Source organism: Methylocaldum sp. GT1TLB (genome assembly GCF_051027445.1).
Taxonomy (GTDB): domain Bacteria; phylum Pseudomonadota; class Gammaproteobacteria; order Methylococcales; family Methylococcaceae; genus Methylocaldum.
On record NZ_CP194898.1, the window covers coordinates 4,171,958 to 4,192,797 of the forward strand.

General features: G+C 58.6%; 16 protein-coding genes. 8 read left to right on the forward strand and 8 right to left on the reverse strand.

The window, feature by feature from the left end; genetic code table 11:
- Position 1 precedes the first annotated feature (1 nt).
- The 4 genes from ACR2R1_RS18480 to ACR2R1_RS18495 form a co-directional block, all read right to left on the reverse strand.
- A complete protein-coding gene (locus ACR2R1_RS18480; RefSeq protein WP_434111377.1) occupies positions 2 to 2,923 on the reverse strand; it encodes a glycosyl hydrolase family 65 protein in 2,922 nt (973 codons plus the stop codon).
- 21 nt (positions 2,924 to 2,944) lie between these two features.
- The gene (locus ACR2R1_RS18485; protein WP_077730042.1) at positions 2,945 to 3,316 is read right to left on the reverse strand and encodes a cupin domain-containing protein; all 372 of its coding nucleotides are present in this window, start codon (positions 3,314 to 3,316) and stop codon (positions 2,945 to 2,947) included.
- A gap of 694 nt (positions 3,317 to 4,010) precedes the next feature.
- Complete coding sequence (locus ACR2R1_RS18490; protein WP_434111379.1) at positions 4,011 to 4,613, reverse strand: HdeD family acid-resistance protein; 603 nt, start codon at positions 4,611 to 4,613, stop codon at positions 4,011 to 4,013.
- Positions 4,614 to 4,705: 92 nt separating this feature from the next.
- Positions 4,706 to 5,113: a hypothetical protein gene (locus tag ACR2R1_RS18495; RefSeq protein ID WP_133718421.1), complete on the reverse strand. Its 408-nt coding sequence runs from the start codon at positions 5,111 to 5,113 to the stop codon at positions 4,706 to 4,708.
- A 535-nt stretch (positions 5,114 to 5,648) separates the two neighbouring features.
- Here ACR2R1_RS18495 and ACR2R1_RS18500 point away from each other — a divergent pair.
- The 6 genes from ACR2R1_RS18500 (at position 5,649) to ACR2R1_RS18525 (ending at position 13,470) form a co-directional block, all read left to right on the forward strand.
- On the forward strand, positions 5,649 to 6,665 hold the full coding sequence (locus ACR2R1_RS18500) for a metallophosphoesterase (RefSeq protein WP_434114263.1): 1,017 nt from the start codon (positions 5,649 to 5,651) through the stop codon (positions 6,663 to 6,665).
- Between the two features lie 667 nt (positions 6,666 to 7,332).
- Positions 7,333 to 8,838 (forward strand): alkaline phosphatase PhoX, encoded by a 1,506-nt coding sequence (locus tag ACR2R1_RS18505; protein ID WP_434111381.1) that lies wholly within the window; start codon positions 7,333 to 7,335, stop codon positions 8,836 to 8,838.
- A gap of 413 nt (positions 8,839 to 9,251) precedes the next feature.
- A complete protein-coding gene (gene tatA / locus ACR2R1_RS18510) occupies positions 9,252 to 9,467 on the forward strand; it encodes a twin-arginine translocase TatA/TatE family subunit (RefSeq protein WP_077730047.1) in 216 nt (71 codons plus the stop codon).
- A 23-nt stretch (positions 9,468 to 9,490) separates the two neighbouring features.
- Positions 9,491 to 9,814: a Sec-independent protein translocase protein TatB gene (tatB, locus tag ACR2R1_RS18515; RefSeq protein WP_156881671.1), complete on the forward strand. Its 324-nt coding sequence runs from the start codon at positions 9,491 to 9,493 to the stop codon at positions 9,812 to 9,814.
- Positions 9,795 to 10,583, forward strand: coding sequence for a twin-arginine translocase subunit TatC (gene tatC, locus ACR2R1_RS18520; RefSeq protein WP_347258227.1), 789 nt, complete (start codon positions 9,795 to 9,797; stop codon positions 10,581 to 10,583). Before tatB ends, tatC begins: the two co-directional genes overlap by 20 nt.
- A gap of 550 nt (positions 10,584 to 11,133) precedes the next feature.
- A complete protein-coding gene (locus tag ACR2R1_RS18525; protein WP_347258226.1) occupies positions 11,134 to 13,470 on the forward strand; it encodes a PhoX family protein in 2,337 nt (778 codons plus the stop codon).
- A 300-nt stretch (positions 13,471 to 13,770) separates the two neighbouring features.
- Here the strand turns inward: ACR2R1_RS18525 and ACR2R1_RS18530 are convergent, their stop codons facing one another.
- Positions 13,771 to 14,535: a SapC family protein gene (locus tag ACR2R1_RS18530; RefSeq protein WP_077730051.1), complete on the reverse strand. Its 765-nt coding sequence runs from the start codon at positions 14,533 to 14,535 to the stop codon at positions 13,771 to 13,773.
- A gap of 577 nt (positions 14,536 to 15,112) precedes the next feature.
- On the opposite strand from ACR2R1_RS18530, the gene ACR2R1_RS18535 reads away from it, so the two are divergent.
- Positions 15,113 to 16,801, forward strand: a complete 1,689-nt coding sequence (locus ACR2R1_RS18535) for an aminotransferase class III-fold pyridoxal phosphate-dependent enzyme (protein ID WP_156881674.1) — start codon at positions 15,113 to 15,115, stop codon at positions 16,799 to 16,801.
- Positions 16,802 to 16,971: 170 nt separating this feature from the next.
- Here ACR2R1_RS18535 and ACR2R1_RS18540 read toward each other — a convergent pair whose 3' ends face one another.
- Positions 16,972 to 17,595 (reverse strand): hypothetical protein, encoded by a 624-nt coding sequence (locus ACR2R1_RS18540; RefSeq protein ID WP_077730054.1) that lies wholly within the window; start codon positions 17,593 to 17,595, stop codon positions 16,972 to 16,974.
- Between the two features lie 442 nt (positions 17,596 to 18,037).
- Between ACR2R1_RS18540 and asd the strand changes: the two genes are divergently transcribed.
- Positions 18,038 to 18,916, forward strand: coding sequence for an archaetidylserine decarboxylase (gene asd, locus ACR2R1_RS18545; protein ID WP_210024316.1), 879 nt, complete (start codon positions 18,038 to 18,040; stop codon positions 18,914 to 18,916).
- 384 nt (positions 18,917 to 19,300) lie between these two features.
- Here asd and ACR2R1_RS18550 read toward each other — a convergent pair whose 3' ends face one another.
- Both ACR2R1_RS18550 and ACR2R1_RS18555 read right to left on the reverse strand, forming a co-directional pair.
- A complete protein-coding gene (locus tag ACR2R1_RS18550) occupies positions 19,301 to 19,837 on the reverse strand; it encodes a methyltransferase (protein WP_086134630.1) in 537 nt (178 codons plus the stop codon).
- 727 nt (positions 19,838 to 20,564) lie between these two features.
- Positions 20,565 to 20,744 carry a hypothetical protein gene (locus tag ACR2R1_RS18555; RefSeq protein WP_205780751.1) on the reverse strand — a complete coding sequence of 60 codons (180 nt, stop codon included), beginning with the start codon at positions 20,742 to 20,744 and terminating at the stop codon, positions 20,565 to 20,567.
- Positions 20,745 to 20,840: the final 96 nt, after the last annotated feature.

A 20,840-nucleotide genomic window follows, 5' to 3' on the forward strand; every position in this document is an offset into this window, starting at 1 on the left:
CCTATTTGCCGAGATCGAAAACCCGCGTGCTGCCGCCGGGGAAGTCGTGTACTTCATCCTTGAATGCCAGGCGGATCGGTGCAATTCCGGGTTCGCGCCCGTGTACGGTAAGCGTGTCGCGGGTGAGATGCAAATCGAGCGTGTGCCCGCGATAGCGGATGCGCATGTCGAGGCGCTCCAATTCCGCAGGCAGTTGCGGATTGAGCCTGAGGACATCGCTCGTAACCTCGACACCGGTCGTTACGCGCTGCATCAGATCGACCGTCCCCGCCATGGCGCCGAGGTGCACGCCTTCGGCCGTGGTGCCTTGCTGAATGTCGCTCAAGTCGCTCTGCAACGCCTCCGCGAAGTAGGTCATCGCGCGCGGCCGGTTCGATCGCGCCAAGACCCACGCGTGCACGACCCGCGACAATGTGGAGCCGTGCGACGAACGGCGGTCGTAATACGTGACGTTGCGCGGAATGGTTTCATATTCGAACGGATAGCCGAGATGCGTGAACAGATCGCTCAGCTCCTCGGCCGAAAACAGATAGAACAGCATCAGCACGTCGGCCTGCTTCGACAGCTTATAGCGGTTCGCCGTGTCGTTCTCCGCTTCGAGAATGAGATCCAGGCGCTGGATGTTGCCGTACCGCCTCCGGTAGTCCTCCCAATCCAGCTCGATGAGCTTTTCGTAGCCCTCGAACTGGCTGATGACCCCGTTCCCGTGAAACGGCACGAACATTCGCCGGCTGATGTCCTCCCAACGCGCGGTTTCTTCCGCGGACAACGGAAGCTCGCGCATGAGCTCCAACCGCCGGAGATCGGGGAGCAGCCTGAGCACGTCCAGTGCCCGGCGCAGCACCCACACGGCCATGATATTGGTATAGGCGTTGTTGTCGAGACCGGGCGTCGGCGCATCGGGATAGCCCTCGTGGAACTCGTCCGGGCCCATCACCCCGCGGATCTCGTAGCGGCCCTTTTCTTCACCGAAGCTCGCGATGCTAGCCCAGAAGCGGGCGATCTCGAGCATCAGCTCGGCACCGGCGAACTGCAGAAACTCGATGTCACGGGTAACCTGAAAATACTGCCAGACGTTGTAGGCAATGCCGCTGCCGACGTGGCGCTGCAGATAAGAGTTGTCGGGCACCCATCGCTGCGAGCGCGGATTCAGGTTGAGTTCCTGGGTTTCCTCCTGCCCATCGCTTCCGCTTTGCCATGGGAACATGGCGCCCCGGAATCCGGCGCTTTTCGCCGCAGCTCGCGCTTCGTCTAGGCGCCGATAGCGGTACATGAGCAGCGAGCGGGTGATCTCGGGGATTCGAAAATTGAGAAACGGAAAGATGAACAGTTCGTCCCAAAATATATGGCCCTGATAGGCTTCGCCGGTCCAGCCGCGTGCCGGCACGCCGATATCGAGATCGATGGAGTTGGGGGACACGGCCTGCAGCAGATGAAACATGTTCAGCCGAAGCATCATCGGCGCGTTCAGCCCGAAATCGCGTCCGGCGGGTTCCATGTGGATGTCGAACCTTCGCCACAGGTGCATCCAGGCCAGGACGTGGTCCGACAGCACGGCCTCGAAGCGTCCGGCTCGCGCCATCGCCTTGCGCGCCGCCAGGGCGCACTGGGAGATGGCGCGATCGCGCGAGGTATGGAGCATGGCGAGTTTCTCCAGCACCAGCGTCTCCCCCGGCTTGAGCCGCATGCCGAACGCCTGCCCGATATACCCGGGTTCGCGAACCGTTCGACGCGGCGTCTTGACAAGCTTGCCGCCTTTGAACGCCTGCGTTCGCGCCGCCTGCGCGACATGCAGCTTCGACTGAGATGTACGCACTTCGAGACACACCCCGTCCTCGCCGACGATTTCACCCGTCAGCGGCTCCAGGTGCTGATTGTTGAATTTCCGATAAAGCTTCGCGCCCGCGTTGACAACACGCCCGTCGATGGCCGTGCGGACCGTGATGCGTGCAGACCAGTTCTCGGCGGTCAGGGTGAGCTCGATCGCACCCAGATGCATGTCGACCATCGACACCAGGCGCCGCTCCGTAAGCGTGCTCCGCCGCCCTTTGCCGTCCTCGAAGCGTATGGCCCTCGACAGCAGGCCGCTGCGGAGGTCCAGTTCTTGACGATGTGACAGGATTCTGACCTTTCGCTCATCGAACCAATCCTCGTCGGCGATGCGAAACTCGAGCGCGAGCCAATTGGGGAAGTTGACGAGGTCCTCGTTTTCGACCACCCGTCCGGCGATATCGGTCCGCAGCCGGTTGTAGCCGCCTGCCAGGTAGGTGCCGGGATAACGGATATCGTCCGCCCGCGCCCAGGGCGCTGCTCCGCGCGTCTCGAAATAGCCGTTTCCGAGGGCGCACAAGGATTCCCGGATGCCCTCGCGTGCCGGGTCGAAGTCCTCGTACGCCAACACCCAGGCAGAGGGCGGTTCGAGCGACACGCGGATGTTCGCCAAGCCGGTCACGACGGCATCGGCGCCGGCCTCCCGCAAGGCCTGCGACCGACCGCTGCGGTCGATGCCGATAACCAGGCCGAACCGGCCCATGTGTCCCGCCTCGACCTCGCCGACCGTATCCGCCACGACGACCGTTCGCAGCGGTTCCACTCCGAGCCGCCGCGCCGCCTCCAGAAGCGCATCGAGCGGCGGCTTGCCCTCGAGCTCCGGACGGATGATCTCCGACCCGTCCACATAAATATCGAACAGCGGCGCGATACCGGCGGCCTCCTGCACCGCTGCAAAGTCGTTGCCGGTAGCTACCACGGCCGTTCGAATCGCCTGCGCCCGGAGCGACCGCACCAGATCGATCGCGGCTTGATCGACTTCGATGGCCCCATGCTGCTCCGAATATCGCGCAAAATATCCGCCGTCGAGGTCGAGCAAGACGGCATCGTAATCGCGCGGCAAAAGAGTGACGATGGGGCCGGCAGTGCTCATCTCGGCACTCGAATGCCGATCTCAGTGTTCTGCGGGCTCGTCGGCCTTCGTTCGGTGCACGGTGCCGTCGGGATGCTCGGGCGGGCTGTAGAGCGTGTACAGCCTGAGCGGCTGGTCCGATGAGGTGTTGATCACGTTGTGTTCGACGCCCGCCGGAATCACCACCGCCACGCCATCGCTCAACGGGTGCTCTTCGCCGTTTAGCACGGCCACGCCGGTTCCGGCTTCGATGCGGATGAACTGATCGTGCTCCTCATGGGTTTCGACTCCGATTTCCTCGCGCGGCTGGAGCGTCATCAGCACCAGCTGGGTGTTCCGGCCGGTATAGAGCACGCGGCGGTAGTCCTGGTTTGCCAGCGTATCGCGTTCGATGTCCGTTGTGTATCCGATCATAAGTCACCTCCAAAAACGATTGCGGCAAGACGAAAATTCAATGAGCGGTCAGTCCGCCGGCTTCGAAGCGCCTCTCGCGCCTATCGTCCCGGTACGATTTTCCAAAGCTCACCGTCGGTCTCGTCGGTGACGACGTACAATCCGCGGCTGCTCGAGCCCCGTTGCGAGCACGACGACGTCGAAGGCGACATTGGATTGGACGGCGCACGTGCGGGCCTGACCGGGAAACGCCGGGCGCTGGTCCGGCGCGCGCTTCGAACGGCGGACAGGAGCCCCTCCCGCCGGACGTCTGCGCCCCGGCGCTTCCCACATAGCCCATCAGGACGAATATTGAGATAAAGGCTACGCGGCAAGTCTGCATGGTGCGGCCCTCCTTGGCGGATGATTCCATTCTTGAGACCAGCGAGACAATAAGAAGTGCGCCGCTCGCAGGCGAAGGCCGGGCGACCGGTCCCCAGAAGGGGGCCACAAAAAACAGACGGGGCATTCCGGAGGATTATCGAGCCGCGTAAACCGGACTCCGCTTATTCGGTCTTTCGTATCCCTCTTGTTGGACGGGCCGAGGGAAAGGCTTGGGGGAAAACGAAAACAAACGCGGTCCGGTATCTTTTTGACCCATCCGAAGATGACTCTCGCTCCCATGCCCCGTCCCACGACCCAAATGGCGTTTTCGTGCCGTTTACTCGTGGCAGGACTAGGCCTTATTCGGCGATCCTTCCCAGGCTTCGGATTCCTTTGCGGTCAGTGCGATCGCGATACAGCTCCAACCGTTCATGATCAGTTCGATCGCGACGAAAAGACCGATGACCCAAAGTCCCGAAACCGGCCATTTCGCCACGATCATGACGCCCAGCAGTATTTCGAGGATGGCGCTTGCAAGCGGCCAAACCCAGCTTTTGAGCCCGCGGAGTTGAAGGGCCATAACCATCCGCGCGATACCGATGCCGATCAGCGCTCCGCCAAGGACCAAGGTAAGAAGGGTTGATGCGGCCACAGGGTTGTTAATGATGGTTATACCCGCAAGCAAATAGAGGATGCCGATGAGTACGGACAGAATGATGCTTTTCCATCCCGTGGCCTTGACGGCATGAAATATCTGGAAGCTTCCGCCAATGAGCAACAGGACTCCGAAATAAACCATGCTGGCCACGGTCAAGAAAAACGTCATGCCCAGCCCGATCGTACCGAGAATGATCAATACGATTCCCAGGGCCAGGAGCCAACCCCAATTCTGTCTGAGTTCGCCGAAGAAAACGTCCGGGCCGCCCGCGCCGGTCAATCGTTCCATATATGACATGACGAAGTCCTCCTTGTCAGATGCAGACAGGGTTTGACCGCAGCGTCGGGCGCTTCGTTCGCTTTCTCGGCAGGCATGTCAGGATCGGGCGATTACTTCAGTTCTTCGATCGCCAGCCGGTGGTAACGGTGCGCGAAATCGAACGGTACGCGGCGAACGACGTTCATCGCGCGTGCCGCGTCGGTGTCGCCGGGTGCATAGATCAGCAAAAATGCGGAGCCTTGCCTGGCCGCATCCAGATGGGCTTGCACCGCATCGTCGCTCCAGCCCAATCGCGCGAGAAAGCCCGTGTTTTCCGCAAGATTACGCTGCGCGGCGGCAGCCACTTCTTCGCACGTATAAAGCTGGCAATCCGCCTGCTCATAACCGCCGGTTAGGAGATCTTGCTGTACCCGCTGTGCGTCCTCCTGTTTCGGGAACGCGACGACCAGGTAGCCGACAGGATAAAAAATGCCGAAGTCCGTGGTCTTAGGGGGCGTGCGCGGTTCTTGATTGCTCATGATTCATGCTCCTTTGACGTGACATCGTTAGTCCTTTAGACAGCTGGATTAGGCAATTTGACTGCGAATACTAAAGCCGCGTTTGTTCCCGCCGTTGGCGCCGCCAGGGTGGGTTAGGGCTTCGCGGCCTAACTCACCTACAAAATCAATCCCTCATTGACAGCGATCCGGAATATCAAGGTCCGCGGTTCTTTCTGGATCTCATCCGGAACCTTGCGTACCACGCGTCGGATTCCGCTCCTCGATGAAACGTTTCGTTACCCGATCGCGGGACATGTTTCTCCGATATCCCACGAGGCGTACCCGAAACGCCCACAACCAAGGCATGGATGTGAAAAGGGAGCACCGACGATAGCCAGTCCGTCACCGAATCGTTACGAAATCCTAATAGACCTGTAATGCGCCGCCGATTAAATGGCCGCGCTTCTGAACAAATGTCGGGCCTCGACCACCTGGTAACCGTCGAGTTCGCCGATTGGAAAGGGGCCGCTTGCGGCCCTTTTATTTTCTTTCCAACCCGGAGCTCATTGTGAACATGACACCAGTCAAATCCCTGCTTTTCGCCGCCGCTTGCGCCGTCGCACTCGGCCAAACCGCCAGTGCCGCACCGGAGCACAATAACGCCCACGGTTACGGCAAGTTCGAGTTCGCCCTGATCGGCGACGTGCCGTATGCCCCGGCCGATTTTTGGAAGCTCGATAACGTGATCGCGGAAATCAATGCGAACCATAAATTGAAATGGGTTCTGCATGCCGGCGACATCAAGAACGGTTCCACCCTGTGCTCGGACGAAGTGTTCGAGGATCGGCTGCAACGCTTCCGGCGTTTCGAGATTCCCTTCGTTTTGACCCCCGGTGACAATGAATGGACGGATTGCCATCGCGCCAACAATGGCTCCTATCAGCCTTTGGAACGGCTGGCCAAGCTGCGAGAAATGTTCTATCCGGTGCCCGGTCAGACGCTGGGCGAGAAAACCATGACGGTGGAAACCCAGGCCGCCGATCCGAGCTATCCGGAATTCGTCGAGAACACGCGCTGGATGGAACAGCACGTCATGTTCGCGACAGTGCACATCGTCGGCAGCAATAACGGCCTGGCGCCGTTCGCCGCCCGCACCCCGGCCGACGACGAGGAAGTCGCTCGCCGCATCGAGGCGGCCCGCGCCTGGATCAGCGAGACCTTCGCGAAAGCCGAGGCGGAAGACGCACGCGGCGTGCTGCTTCTGTTTCAAGCCAATCCCGGTTTCGAGCTGGCCAAGGGCAGCGCGGGGCGGCGCGGTTTCGAGGAAATTCTCGCCGACATGGAAGCGGAAGCGATCAAGTTCGAGAAGCCGGTCGTTTTCGCTCACGGCGACTCGCATTATTACCGTGTGGACAAGCCCATGATGGGCAGTAACAGCAAGCGGCGCATCGAGAACGCGACGCGCGTGGAAACCTTCGGTGCCGACGACGTGCACTGGCTGCGGGTCGTCGTCGATCCGAATTCGGCGGACGTCTTCTCGGTTCATCAGGAAATCGTCGAAAAGAACCTGGAACAGCATCCGTTGCCCTAGAGCATTTTCCGATTCGGTGCCAGAGAGCCCGATATGTAGGTCGGCAATCCCTTGCCGAACCGATAAGTCGGCAAAGGATTGCCGACCTACGTTCTTCCCGCCCGACACGAAGCCGTACACCGGGATGAAAAACGTTCTAATCGGCCGACGAAACACCCTGCGAGAAGTTCCGGGGTACGTTTTAGCCGGTGAAAGGACCGCTTTCGCGGTCCTTTCTTTTGCTCGCTTGCACGGGCGAAATTGCAGACATTCCGGCAGTATCCCAAGAGCTCAACTCTTTCCAGCATTCGTAGGTCGGCAATCCTTTGCCGACGCACCCGTTGGCCCAACTGTGCCGTCGGGAAGGGCGACTTCGGCGTTTGCGATTGGAAGGGTCGCGACTAAAGCGACCGTTTGCGATTGGAAGGGGCGTCCTGGCGCTCCCAGGACGGCCGTTTGCGATTGGGAAGGATTCCCGACCTACTCGCGAGTTCCCCTACAGTCGTCGGGGTCGCCAAACTGTAACCAGATCTACTCACACCCGTCATTTTTGAATTCGAGAATTAGCCACACGGATGCCCCGCAACGAAATCCGCACCATCGATTCCGATGGGGATGGACGGTCGTGGCGGGAGAACGCTTGGAACACGCTTCTCGACTAATGGCAACGCAAAATAACGGAGATCACATGACAACTCGTGACGACCATATCGACTTGATCCGCGACCTCGCGGCCGCCGATGCCAGGAAAGAACTCGACCCCAACTGGACGCTCAGCCGCCGCGGTTTCATCAAGAGCGGTATCGCCGCTGCAGCCGCTGTCGCCATGCCTTACAGCATTCTCGGTTCGGGGCAGGCCCGCGCCGAAAACATTCCCTTCAGTCCCGATTACGGCCCGCTCTCGCCGGTATTTGACGAAGCTACCGGCTTGCCGCTGCTGAATCTGCCGGAAGGCTTCAGGTACTGGTCGTACGGCTGGACCGGCGACATCATGGACGACGGCATTCCCACCCCGAGCAATCACGACGGCATGGCCGTGGTTGCCGCCAATCACGGCCGCTACGTGCTGGTGCGCAACCACGAGAAAGGCGGCGTGACCGGTTCCTTCGCGGCTCCCGAACTGACTTACGATCCGGCTTGCGACGGCGGCACGACCAATCTCATCTTCGCCCCGAATTCGCGCGGCAATAAATGGGCATCGAGCCGGGCCTCGATTTCCGGCACCATCCGCAACTGCGCCGGCGGCCCCACGCCCTGGAATTCGTGGATCAGCTGCGAGGAAACCACCAACGGCTTGCACACCAACCCCGCCTACACCAAGCAGCACGGTTACTGCTTCGACGTTCCCGCCGTGGGCGAAGCCAAACCCATCGCGCTGGTCGACATGGGCTGCTTCAGCCACGAAGCCGTTGCGGTCGATCCGGCCACCGGCATCATCTACGAGACCGAGGACAGCACGCCGTCCGGTTTCTACCGCTTCATTCCCAACGTGCCGGGCAAGCCGGCCATGGGTGGCAAGCTGCAGATGATGAAACTCGTTGTTGCTCCCAATGCCACCCGCACCATCAATGGCGTTTCTTACCCCTACTATGACACCGGCGTCGCCCAGCCCGAGGGTGCAACATGGGATGTCGAGTGGGTGGATATCGAGGAGCCGAACAAGCCCTTCATCACCGGCACCACGTACGGCGGCGTGGTTTCCCAGGGCATCATGCAGGGCGCCGCGAGCCTGCGCCGCGGCGAAGGCGTGTGGTACGGCAACGGCATCATCTACGTCTGCTCGACCAGCGGCGGTGTCGCGGGCCGCGGCCAGATCTTCGCCTACGACCCGGTCAACGAAACCTTCAGCCTGGTTTACGAATCGGCCGATCGCAACGTGTTGGACAACCCGGACAACATTGCCTGGAGTCCGCGCGGCAGCCTAATCCTCTGCGAAGACGGCAGCAACGCCGTCTCGCGCATGCACGGCCTGACCATCGACGGAAAGATCTTCCCGTTCTGCGAAAACAACATGGATTTCAGAGCCGAGGGCATGGGCCCGATTTCGCGTAACGGTGTCACCTACGACAGAAACCAGCGCGGTGCGGAGTTCGCGGGCGCGACCTTCCAGGACGAGTGGCTGTTTGTCAATATCCAGGCCAATCCGGGCATTACCTTTGCCATCACCGGGCCGTGGAGCAACGGCGCGCTGTAAAACAGCGCGGCGACGATTTGTGGATTGCCCTCACAGGGCGATGTCAAGCAGGGAAGACGGCGAGGGATACGCCGGCTCCAACGGTTGGAGCTACGTCATTTCCCCGGGCGTTCGCGAAGAACGTCTTGGGGACGACAGGGACCGATCACGTCAATGTGCTTCTGACACGGGCGGCACAACCCTGAACGGCGTTTGGTCATTCTCTCGTAACGCGCGCCTGCTAGCGTGCGCGGACTTCGTTCGAGATTTATTAACCCGGCCTATAAATATAGGCCGGGTTAATCCGGGGCAGGGATGCCCCGGCGCGGCGACAAGCCGCGTGAGCCCAGGCCGGGCGTGTACCGCCCTGAGCGGCGGCCCGAAATACCAGGAGGGTATTTACGGGCCTGATTAATAATTTTTTTGAGGTACACATGGGCATAGGCGTTTGGGAATTGTTGCTGGTTTTTATGATCGTCCTTCTGATTTTCGGCACCAAGAAGCTGCGGACCATAGGCGGCGATCTCGGCGGGGCGATTCGGAGTTTCAGAAAATCCATGAACGAAGCCGAGGACGACAAGTCTCCCGTTGGCGAACGTGATGCGGAATTCGGGACTTCGCCGTCCGACGTCGCAAGCCCGAAGGCCTAATCTCTCTTCTACTGCCCGTCGTTATGTTCGAGATCGGCTTTTGGGAAATGGTGCTCGTGGGCGCTGTCAGCCTGCTGGTCCTGGGGCCCGAGCGGTTGCCACGCGTGGCCCGCAAGACGGCACTGTGGGTTCGGAAGGCAAAGTCCGCCATAGGGTCGGTCAAGGCGGATATCGATCGCGAACTGGAACTCGAAGAGATCAGGCAGTCATTGAAGGTGAAAGCCGGCAGGCGTATCTCTCTCTTGGAAGAGACGCCGTCATCCCGCGCGAAGCGGACGGGCTCCGAGCCGGAAACGGACGCCTCCACAATCGGTAACGGTGGTAGAAATGCGGAACCGGAAGCCTGACATCGAGTCCGAGAGTCTTGGCGAAATGGGCTGGATGAGCCATCTGGTCGAGCTGAGGAATCGATTGCTCAGATCCGTCCTCGCCGTGCTGCTGCTTTTTCTTGGATTGGTTTATTTTTCCAACCCCATCTATTCCTGTCTGGCCGAACCGCTGATGCGGCATTTGCCGGCGGGCTCGCAGATGATCGCCATCGAGGTGGCCTCGCCGTTTCTGACGCCTTTCAAGCTGACCTTGGCGGTGGCGGTGTTCCTCGCCGTGCCGTTCATCCTCTACCAAGCCTGGGCCTTCGTCGCGCCCGGCCTTTATCGTCATGAAAGACGCGTGTTCATCCCGCTCTTGCTGGCCAGTACGATCTTGTTCTACGTCGGTATCGCATTCGCCTATTTCGCGGTCTTTCCGGTGATATTCGGCTTCATGGCCGCTGCCGCCCCGCAGGGAGTCGCCGTCATGACCGATATTTCCCATTATCTGGATTTCGTGCTGTCTCTCTTGCTGGCCTTCGGCGCCGTGTTCGAGGTTCCGATATTGACCTTGCTCCTGGTCAAGAGCGGTGCAGTCGATTACCGCGACCTGAAAGAAAAACGCCCGTACGCCATCGTGGCGGCGTTCGTCGTCGGCGCTGTTCTGACGCCGCCCGACGTCATCTCGCAAACTCTCATGGCCGTGCCGATTTGGCTGTTATTCGAGGTCGGCGTGGTCCTCGCGTACTTTTCCACCGCGAAATCCTCGCAAGACGCGGAAACGCCGGTTACTCAGGATATCGGCTAGAGCATTTTCATATCTACTGTACGGGCACTCGCGCGTAGGTCGGGAATCCCTCCCAATCGCAAACGGTGTCTCCAATCGCAAACGATCGGTTCGGGAGCACCGAACCGATCCTTCCAGGAGCGCCGAAGCCGCCCTTCCCGACGGTGCAGTTGGGCCAACGGGTGCGTCGGCAAAGGATTGCCGACCTACGAATGCTCCACGGCGATTCCTCAGAAGTTTGCCATTTTGCGACTCAAGGTGTCGTAGGTCGGCAATCCTTTGCCGACGCTGGGCCGCGACGGGATTCCCGATCTACGACGCCTTGGCCGAACGATCATGTGCATATTCCAACATAACGATCGCCGATCCTGTCACTCGCTCGGCCTTCCCCCTGACCGCACCTCGGAAATCCCGCGTCCGACATCCACATGTCATCAAACATTCATTAGCCGGTCATGATGGTCGGCTAAGTTACGCCCGACCCGCAGTGAATGTGCCGGCAACCGCATCGGAATATCCGCGGCTTATTCCTGCGTGGTGACCAATTCCAACAAGAACTCTGGAGTATTCGATGAAAGGTGAGCGACATCCGAAAAACGACGTGACCATGAATCCGTCGGGCAACGAATCCATTCGCGACGTGATCGAGCGTACCGACTTGGGGCGTCGGCATTTCATGCAAACGACGATCAGCGCGTCTGTTCTGGCTGCCATCGGCGGCGTCAACATGAAGAGCATCATTGGCGCTGTGGAAGCCGCGCCGCTGCCCGCCGGCAACGGCTTCGCCGGGATCGGTTTCGAGAGCGTACCGCCCAGCCTGGCGCCGGTCGCCGATAAAGTAACGGTCCCGGCAGGATATACGGTGGAAGTACTGGCGTCCTGGGGAGATCCGATCATGAAGCGCGCGCCGGCTTGGGACGAAGACGCCAGCCAGGATGCCGCCGCTCAGGAAAAGCAGTTCGGCATGCATAACGACGGCATGCACTACTTCCCAATTTCCTCGCACGGCATCGGTCACGGAAGGAGTCCGGTGCGCGGCCTGTTGTGCGTCAATCACGAATACACTCACGAAGAAATTCTGCACGGCGCGGAAGGTTTGGCCGGCGGCGCCGGCGTCACCATCGCGAAGGTACGCAAATCCCAGGCCGGCCATGGCATATCGGTGGTCGAAGTGCGCAAGAACCGCGGAAAATGGCAGGTCATCGGTACCTCACCCTTCGGCCGCCGCATCACCGGCAACACCCGGATGAAAATATCCGGCCCGGCGGCCGGGCATGCCTTGATGCAGTCGAAGAAGTTCGACATCCAGCCGGCGGGCTCGGTCGAGGTCGGCATCAACGACGGCTACCATTGCCACGGAACGCTCAACAACTGCGCGAACGGTTACACCCCCTGGGGCACCTATTTGACCTGCGAAGAAAACTGGAACGGCTACTTCGGGTGGAACAGCGGCGAAAGCGTCGATGCGGCCGATCCGAAACGCGCAGCAATTCTCAACGATCAAGCCCGTTACGGCATCGTGGCCGGGGGTTTCGGCTATCGCTGGCATGAAGCCGACCCGCGGTTCAATGCAGCCACCAACCCGCTGGAGCCCTATTTGTTCGGCTGGGTGGTGGAAATCGATCCTTTCGATCCCGAGAGCAAGCCGGTCAAGCGCACCGCCATGGGCCGATTCAAGCACGAGAGCGCTCAGGTAGCCGTGGATGGCAACAGCCGGGTCGCCTTTTACATGGGCGACGACGAACGCAACGAATACATCTACAAATTCGTTGCCGCCAAACGGTTCAATCGCCACAAACGCGCCGACAATCGCAACCTGCTGGACAAAGGCACGCTCTACGTCGCCAGGTTCACCGACATGCCTGGCGCCGGAGCGGAAACCTATCGCGGCGAATGGATCGCGCTGGAGCCGGATACGACGTCCGTGATTCCCAATGGCGCGGGCGGATACTACAAGCTGCGCGAGTTGCCGCAGTTTGCCGGCGCGGACGACGCGGAAGTGCAGGCCCTGATCCTGATCAAGACCCGTCAGGCCGCCGATGCGGTCGGCGCCACCATGATGGACCGCCCGGAATGGACCGCGCTGCGCACTTATTACGATCCCGAGTTTTCGTTCAAAGGTTACTCGGTCTACAACGACCAGCGTCCGCTGGAAATCTATTGCACCTTGACCAACAACAACCGCCGCGGCGGTGGCGGCAGTACGCCGGCGACCTCGTCCAACAAGGCCGACGGCACGACGACGGCCGCCAGCGCACGTCCGCCGGTGGATATGGCCAACCCGCGCCCGGACAACGACTACGGTCACATCATCCGCTGGCGCGAGGACGGCAATGTCGTCACCGCGACCGGCTTCGAGTGGGACATCTTCATGCTCTGCGGCGATTCGATCACCGCCAAGACTCTGGGGGCGAATTATCAGTCCGGCAATCTGGTGAACGGCGCCGCCGGCACCGGTCCGTACTATGAGGGCGACATTGTCGACGCACCGGCGGGCTCCGCCGATTTCGGAGCGCCGGACGGCCTGTGGTTCGACCAGTTCGGACGGCTGTGGATACAGACCGACCAGGCCGGCGATGCGAGCGGCGATTGGGTCAACATCGGTGCCAACATCATGGCCTGCGCGGACCCCAACACCAAGGAAGTGCGCCGTTTCCTGACCGGACCCCACAAGTGCGAAGTCACCGGCGTCACCAGCACGCCCGACGGCAAGACCCTATTCGTCGGCGTCCAGCATCCCGGCGAAGATTCGCCCGCGTCTAACCCGACGCAGTACAGCAACTGGCCGCAAAGCCAGTTCACCGTCAACAGCGCCGGCCAGCCCTTGCCTAACACTCCGGGCCTGAGCCGTCCGCGTTCCTCCGTCCTGGTCATCACCAAGGACGATGGCGGCATCATCGGTTCGTAGGATCCGTGCGTTCAGCGGCGGGGCGGGCATGCCCCGCCGCGACACATAGTCATGCCGGATTCTTATTGCATTCGGCATTCGAATGAACATGAATCGTAGGGTGGGTTAGCGAAGCGTAACCCACCGACCCTTCGACTTGGCTCAGGACAGGTCCGAGGTCGCTCAGTGGGTTACGGCCTCGCCGCCTAACCCACTCTTACAAAAATTGATTCCTGATTGAAAGCGATTTGGAATTAGTAACGGCTGAAAACAAGGTTTCGTTCATGTTTCCGGTGCAGCGTGGGTTAGATGCGCGGAGAGTCACGCAGCCGCAGTATTCTTCCGCACCAGCAGTTTGCGGAAATTGGTCAGCGAGGCCAGATGCAGGAAAACCCAGCCGAGTTCGCCCGCCGTGTGAAGCTCGTGCAGTTTCTCGATCGTCAACCGATTCAATGCCGTTTCATCGACGATCCAAAAGCCCGACAGCCCGAAGCTCTGCCCGGCCGACGTGGTGGCCGCCGCCTGCGTCTCGATCAGCAGATTCCAGTCGGCAAGTTTTTGACCGAACCGCGCGGTTCGCTTGGCCTGTTGATGGTAGTCCTGGAGGAAATCCATGGTTTCTCGCAGATAAGCAGAAGGCTTTCCGCCGACGAATAGCGGTTCCCCTTCCGCTTCAACACTCAACCACCCGCAGGTTTCGTCCACGCAGACCACGTGCTGCGGTTCGGGATCAACGTCGCTTTCCGCCAGAATGAAAGGGTATCGGCGAACGAAGGCCGGCACGTAATCCGCCGTCCAGTGTCCGTGTCCGTCGATGAAAAGATTTTCCTCCCGTTCGAATCCAAGCACGGCCACTGGAACCCAACCGTCATTGCCCGCCTTGGCGAAACCGATCGGGTAGTCCTTGCAGGCTTCGGCGAATTCCGCCGCGAGGAGCGGAACCCAATGGCTCTTTGCCGCGAAACGATGGTCGTTGGCGGCGCCGATTCTTAACGACTGATGCCTTTCGGCATTCAAAGCGACGATGTTTCGATAAAAGAGCAGTCCGGTCGGTTCTGAGCGTGATTTGCTTGTTTCCGCAGTCATTTCGGGTTTTGAAAAAACAATCGTTGCCGAGTATGTAAAAGTCTATCGGGCGTCGCCGATCGCAAGGCTTTTCCTGAATGCGCCCCTTGCCGTCAACCGTGTCAGGCCGCAGCTTAAAAAACCACAAGGCGGTCGGCCGTAGAGCGGCGCCGGACGATGTTTCGTTGACACCGACATCCGCGCCCTTGAGTCCGTTGATGGACCCGTGTCGGAGAAACGGTAGCGGTGTTTTGTGACGACCGTTTGAAGATCATGTGACAGTTTCCGAAACACAAGCGCGTTCGGATGCGGCATGCCGAGTCCCGCTCTCCAAAGCTGACACCGAGATCTTGTTCCAGAACGGACGAATGCGATCTGGGGTTGCCATGCAACAAATCTGAAACATTCGATTGTTACAGTTTGGAGCACGTTGACGCCCGAGGAGTCCTTCACGAAGAAACCTCGGCACCTTTGGGGATCATCATTCTGGCCGATATGAAACTCGGATTTCTCATGCCACCGGTGGACATGAAGTTGCTCTTCGCGTCCTACCGGTTTGGCGAGCCCTTGCCGTAATGTCCCATCGCCGAGGAATGAAATGGATACAAGCGTAGCCCTTTACTGGCTGGGCGCGGCTGTCGCTGCGGCGGCGCTGCCGAAATTGAAACTGAGACTGGATCTGTCGAGGGCCAAGCACCCCTCCCTGGCGGGGCATTCCAATCTATCCCGCCGCATCGCCAAACTGGTGCCGTTCTACGAATACGACGAGGAACATTTTTTTCGCTGCGATGGCGCTCCGGAAGAAATCGCCGCACAACGGCGCGCCGGATTCATGCGGCTTGCGGAGTTCTTGCGCAAGCGGTCTCCGCGTACGCTCGAGCTCAACGAGTCGGCGGCGGACGGCATCTCGGATTTGCAGTTCACCTCCGCCTATCGCGTACCCTTCCAGTTCAGGCGCTTGGTCCGCGAATACCTCAAAACCGGCGCTTTCGTTCAATCGTCTTCGGGAGTCACCCTCACCGACCCGGACGGCAACGTCTCCTACGATCTCGCGGGGTCTTACGGCGTCAACGTGTTCGGTTACGACTTTTACAAGGAGTGCCTGCAACGGGCCGGCGAGCGCGTTCACGAGCTGGGACCTGTACTGGGCCTTTATCATCCGGTGATCGTCAGCAACGTGGAGCGGCTGAAACTCATCTCGGGACTCGACGAAGTGTCGTTCCACATGTCCGGCACCGAAGCGGTGATGCAGGCGGTGCGGCTGGCGCGGTACCACACCGGGCGAGCTTATGTGGTGCGCTTCTGCGGTGCCTATCACGGCTGGTGGGGCGACGTGCAGCCCGGGGTCGGCAACCCGGTGCCGGCGCACGAAACCTACACGCTGAAAGACATGGACGACGATACGCTGCGCGTGCTTCGCAAGCGCCGGGACATCGCCTGCGTACTGGTGAATCCTTTGCAGGCGCTGCATCCGAATGCGAGCGCTCCGGGCGATGGAACCCTGATCGACAGCAGCCGATCCGCCGGTTTCGATCGGGCGGCTTACACGGACTGGTTGAAGCGGCTACGCACGGTGTGCAGTGAAAGGGGCATCGTCCTGATCTTCGACGAGGTGTTTACCGGCTTCCGCCTGGCGCCGGGCGGCGCTCAGGAATATTTCGGCGTTCAGGCCGACATGGTCACCTACGGCAAGACTTTGGGCGGCGGCCTGCCCGTCGGCGTCGTATGCGGCCGCAAGGACTTGATGAAGCGCTTTCGCGACGACCGACCTACCGATATCTGCTTTGCCAGGGGCACATTCAATTCCCATCCTTACGTGATGGCGGCGATGAATGAATTCCTGAATTGTCTCGACAAACCCGAGATCCGGAATCTCTATCTGGACCTGGATTCCGTGTGGAATGCCAGGGCCGAGCAGTTGAATCAAAGGCTTCGCGACCAGGACCTGCCGGTACGGGTGGCCAATCTGGCGTCCATCTGGACTGTTTTCTATACCCGGCCCTCCCGCTACAACTGGATGTTTCAATATTACCTGCGTGCGCAGGATCTGACCCTGAGCTGGGTAGGAACCGGCCGGCTCATCTTCAGCCTCAATTACACCGAATCCGATTTCAAAACCGTGGCGGAGCGCTTCGTGACCGCGGCCGAGAAGATGAGGCAGGACGGATGGTGGTGGTACGAGGGGGGATTGTCCAACAAGGCCATAAGACGACAGGTGCTTCGCGAGATGCTTGCCAAGCGTTTCCGGTTAGTAGGTTCCGAGTACCGTCAAAACCGAGAAGGCTAGGATTAAGCGCGAGCTTCCGTTTCCTCGCTGGTTCTACACGCATCTGTGGGTGACAAATGCTGAACGAGTCCGGATACGTATGCTCAGAGTTTGTTGATTGTATCGGTTTGAAAGGGCTGGCCGCTTTCCGTCGCGGCCTTCATAAAATGAATTTGGAACCCTGGCGGAGCTCAAGCGTGCTGTTCCGATTCCTCTTTTTCAGATGTCATGGGATCGATGAGCTGTCCTCGGAGCAGGCAAATAGGGGATTTGTAGTACAGCTTGATGTCGTGAAACGGATCGGTAAGGATTTTGGCCAACCAAACCAGCCCGGTTTGGACGTCTCTCAGGAAGAACAGTTGCACGGTTCGGAACAGCAGGCCGCCGATTCCGATCGCGAGCCATAACAAGCCCAGGTGGTGCATGAAGCTACTGTCGGTGGAGTTGGAGTCGAAAAGCCCGAACAGCGTTGGATCCAGGTAAAGAGCGATCGGAGAGAGTGCCCAGATAGCCATGAGGACCACCTTCCGCCTTAGGTTATAGCCGACCTTCACCTGTTCCTTGTACTCGTGGGTCGCCTGATTGACGACGTCATATCCTTTCGGCTCGAAGAAGAAGTGACCGGTTTGACGGGTGAGCATTGCGAACAGCCACCCGATCAGCGCCGCGGCGACCGGATCGGTGAACACCAAGGCGTAAGCCAATACGAAACTCAGCGCGCTGACGAAATGCAGCGACTGGTTTATCCGGCTGTGATGATAGTAACGGTGATCGTCCCAACGTTGTATTTCCAGAGCTTTAAGAAAACCGTGCATAGATCCTCCGATGAATAGCGCAAAAAAAAGCACGGTGTGTCCGTGCGTGAAGCGTACGAACAGCGCCGTGCGGACAGGAGAGAAAGAGACAAAGCAAAAAGTCCGAAACCCAAAGAATCAACGAGCATCCCTGCTGCCACAGCACTTCAAGGCGGCTGACCATTCGATGCCAATCCATCCATTAAGGATAAGATTCGAGTGTTACAGAGTTAATGCAATTTCCTGACTGAACGATGACAGCCGGATGACTCGCATGATTCCGTAGTTATTGCTTTGGCACAAAGAAGCGATCTTCGACAAATGCAGTCCGTAGGATGTGCCGACCATCGGGAAGCGCCCTTCGACCGGGCTCAGGACAGGCATCGCTCGCGACTGCCGGAACAATAATGCGTGTCCTGTGGCTTTTGGAGATGAGCACCGATAGTACAAAGCCCTACAAACAATGACCTTACGCTCCCTAATCGCGCAAATTACCCAACAGGACGATGTCAATTTTTTGCTGACCAATCGCATTCCGCGCCAATTTCTCACGCGGTTCGTGGGTTGGTTCAGCCAAATCGAGCATCCTCTGGTCTGTCGTCTATCCATTGCCTTGTGGCGGCTGTTTGCCCAAGTCGACCTGAGCGACGCCAAGAAAACGAAGTTCCGCAGCATGCACGAATGCTTCACCCGCGAACTTAAGGAAGGCGCCCGTCCCGTCGACGATGATCCCGGCGTTCTGGTCAGTCCGTGCGACGCCATCATAGGGGCACATGGCGATATCGAAGGCACGACGCTGTTTCAGGCCAAAGGCATCCCGTACGCCCTGAACGAACTGGTTTGTGATGGGGAATTGGCAAGCCATTACCGTAATGGCTATTACGTGACCTTACGGCTCACTTCCGGCATGTACCACCGGTTCCACGCGCCGTATGACTGCGAGATCGATCAGGTTACCTACATTTCGGGAGACACCTGGAATGTCAATCCGGTTGCCCTCAGGCGAATACCGGGTCTTTTTTGCAAGAACGAGCGCGCCGTACTGCGGACGCGGTTGAGCCCCGGCAACCACCTAATCGCTTTGGTGCCCGTTGCCGCCGTGCTCGTGGCCAGCATACGGCTTCATTTCCTGGATGTTCTGCTGCACCTCAAGTACCGCGGCCCTAACGTGATTCCATGCAAAGCGCCATTTCGTAAAGGTGACGAACTAGGGTGGTTTCAGCATGGTTCGACGATCATCGTTTTGGCGCCCAACGGGTTCAAGCTCTGCCCTCAGCTGGAACAGGGCACCGTCATCCGCATGGGGCGACGACTGCTGATGCTTCCGTTATGGAAACTCTGAATAAGTCGATTCCGCTCATGGTTCGACAGGCTCACCATGAACGGAATCAATCCGTTTCCGTTCGTCCTGAGCCTGTCGAAGGACTTACTAAGTGATAAGAAAGAAAAGTTATACCGTCACCCTGGCGGGGAATGCCGGGGTCCAGGTTACATGGATGTATCAGCCTTGCCATCCCTGGTTTCTGGATTCCGGCAATCCATGCCGGAATGACGAGCAAAGTGACATTCATTCGTTTACGTTTAGTATCGCTTCGGCAATTAAAGCGCGATTTTCGGCAAATTGCGATTAACCCAAGTCATTGATTGGGCAAGGTAAGATCGGAGATGCATTCGAACGATGATTCTGATTTAACTGCCGAAGCAATAATCAGAGCTTCCTTATCGATCAACGCTCATAGTACGCGCCGACGCCGTAATATAAAGTCTCCACAAGAGGTAACAGAATCCAGTCGTCATGAGGGAATCTCATGACCAGAAAAAAGCCCCAAATCGACAATAATGTACCGACGTATTGGGGATGGTTAAGCACTGAAAATGGGAAGGCGTTGCACCACTGGATTTCATAACCGAACTTGTTGCCGTAGAACACTCCGGACCGCCCTAGGCGATAAAAGACGCCGAAATTAAATACTTGGCCGATAACAATCAACCCAATCCCCAATGACATTGGAACCAGACTGCTGGTGGGGAGTGGAATCAGGGTATTCCCTAGCAGCATGCACCAGGCAAGGAATATCCCTATTTGCAATATCTTGAATATATAAAATAACTTCTCCAGGGCGGAAATCGGCTCGCCAAAACGAACGATTGCGGGATATTTGCAGACAGCCTTAAAGGTATCAGGATGATGCCAAATCCACAGGTAGGTTATCCGTTCTATGCTTAACAATAGAGCTGCGGTCAGAAATAACCAAAGCAGCATAATCTTATTCCTTGAAAATCCAGTTAATCGAATTAAACAGAATTAAACAGAATCAGAGAACGGATCGCAACCTCGAAACGGAAAACATCAAACCTGTCGATAAAAATACGGTAATACCTATGCGTTCGGCGCGTCGAAGAATTCGGGAAAAGAGAATCCTTCACCTGGATACTCGGTGATTTTATTGTGAACGTCGGACAGCCGACGGCACATGTTCAGCGAACCGTTTGAGGCGGTAGGCCGGGGGTGGAGATCGCTTCTCGGCTGCTGAAAGTATCGACCATCCTGCCGTGCAGTTCGATTAGAGCATTTTTATACCTACTGTACGGGCATTCGCGAGTAGGTCGGGAATCCTTTCCCAATCGCAAACGGGCCTTTAATCGGCCCCTTCCAATCGCAAACGGTCGCTTTAGTCGCGACCCTTCCCGACGACGCCGTTGGGCCAAAGGGTTCGTCGGCAAGGGATTGCCGACCTACAACCATGCACCCTGTAGGTCGGGAATCCCTTCCCGACGCCACGTCCCGGCCACGCGTCTTCGTCGGCAAAGGATTGCCGACCTACGAATTGAAGCAATTCACCCGAGCCGAAGGCGCCACGACTTCCGCCAAGCCTGTTTTGCCGTACGAGCGAGATGAAAACGCTCTAATGCGGCATCGAGAACCCTTTTACGAAAAAGGTCAGGGGCATACGGTCGTCGCGTCAAGCGCCCGGTATCGGAATTCGGAATCAGCCGATGCGGCCGGTGATATAGCTTTTGGTCAAGGGATGACGCGGATGGGTAAGGACCTCGGCCGTTTCCCCCACTTCAATCAATCGTCCCAGATGGAAAAATCCGATGCGCTCCGAAACCCGCGCGGCCTGCTGCAGCGAATGGGTCACGATTACAAGGGTGAATTGACGCTTCAATTCCGCGACCAGGTGCTCGATTTTGGCCGTCGCAATGGGGTCGAGCGCCGAACATGGTTCATCCGTCAGGATGATTTCGGGATGGCAGCGATGATT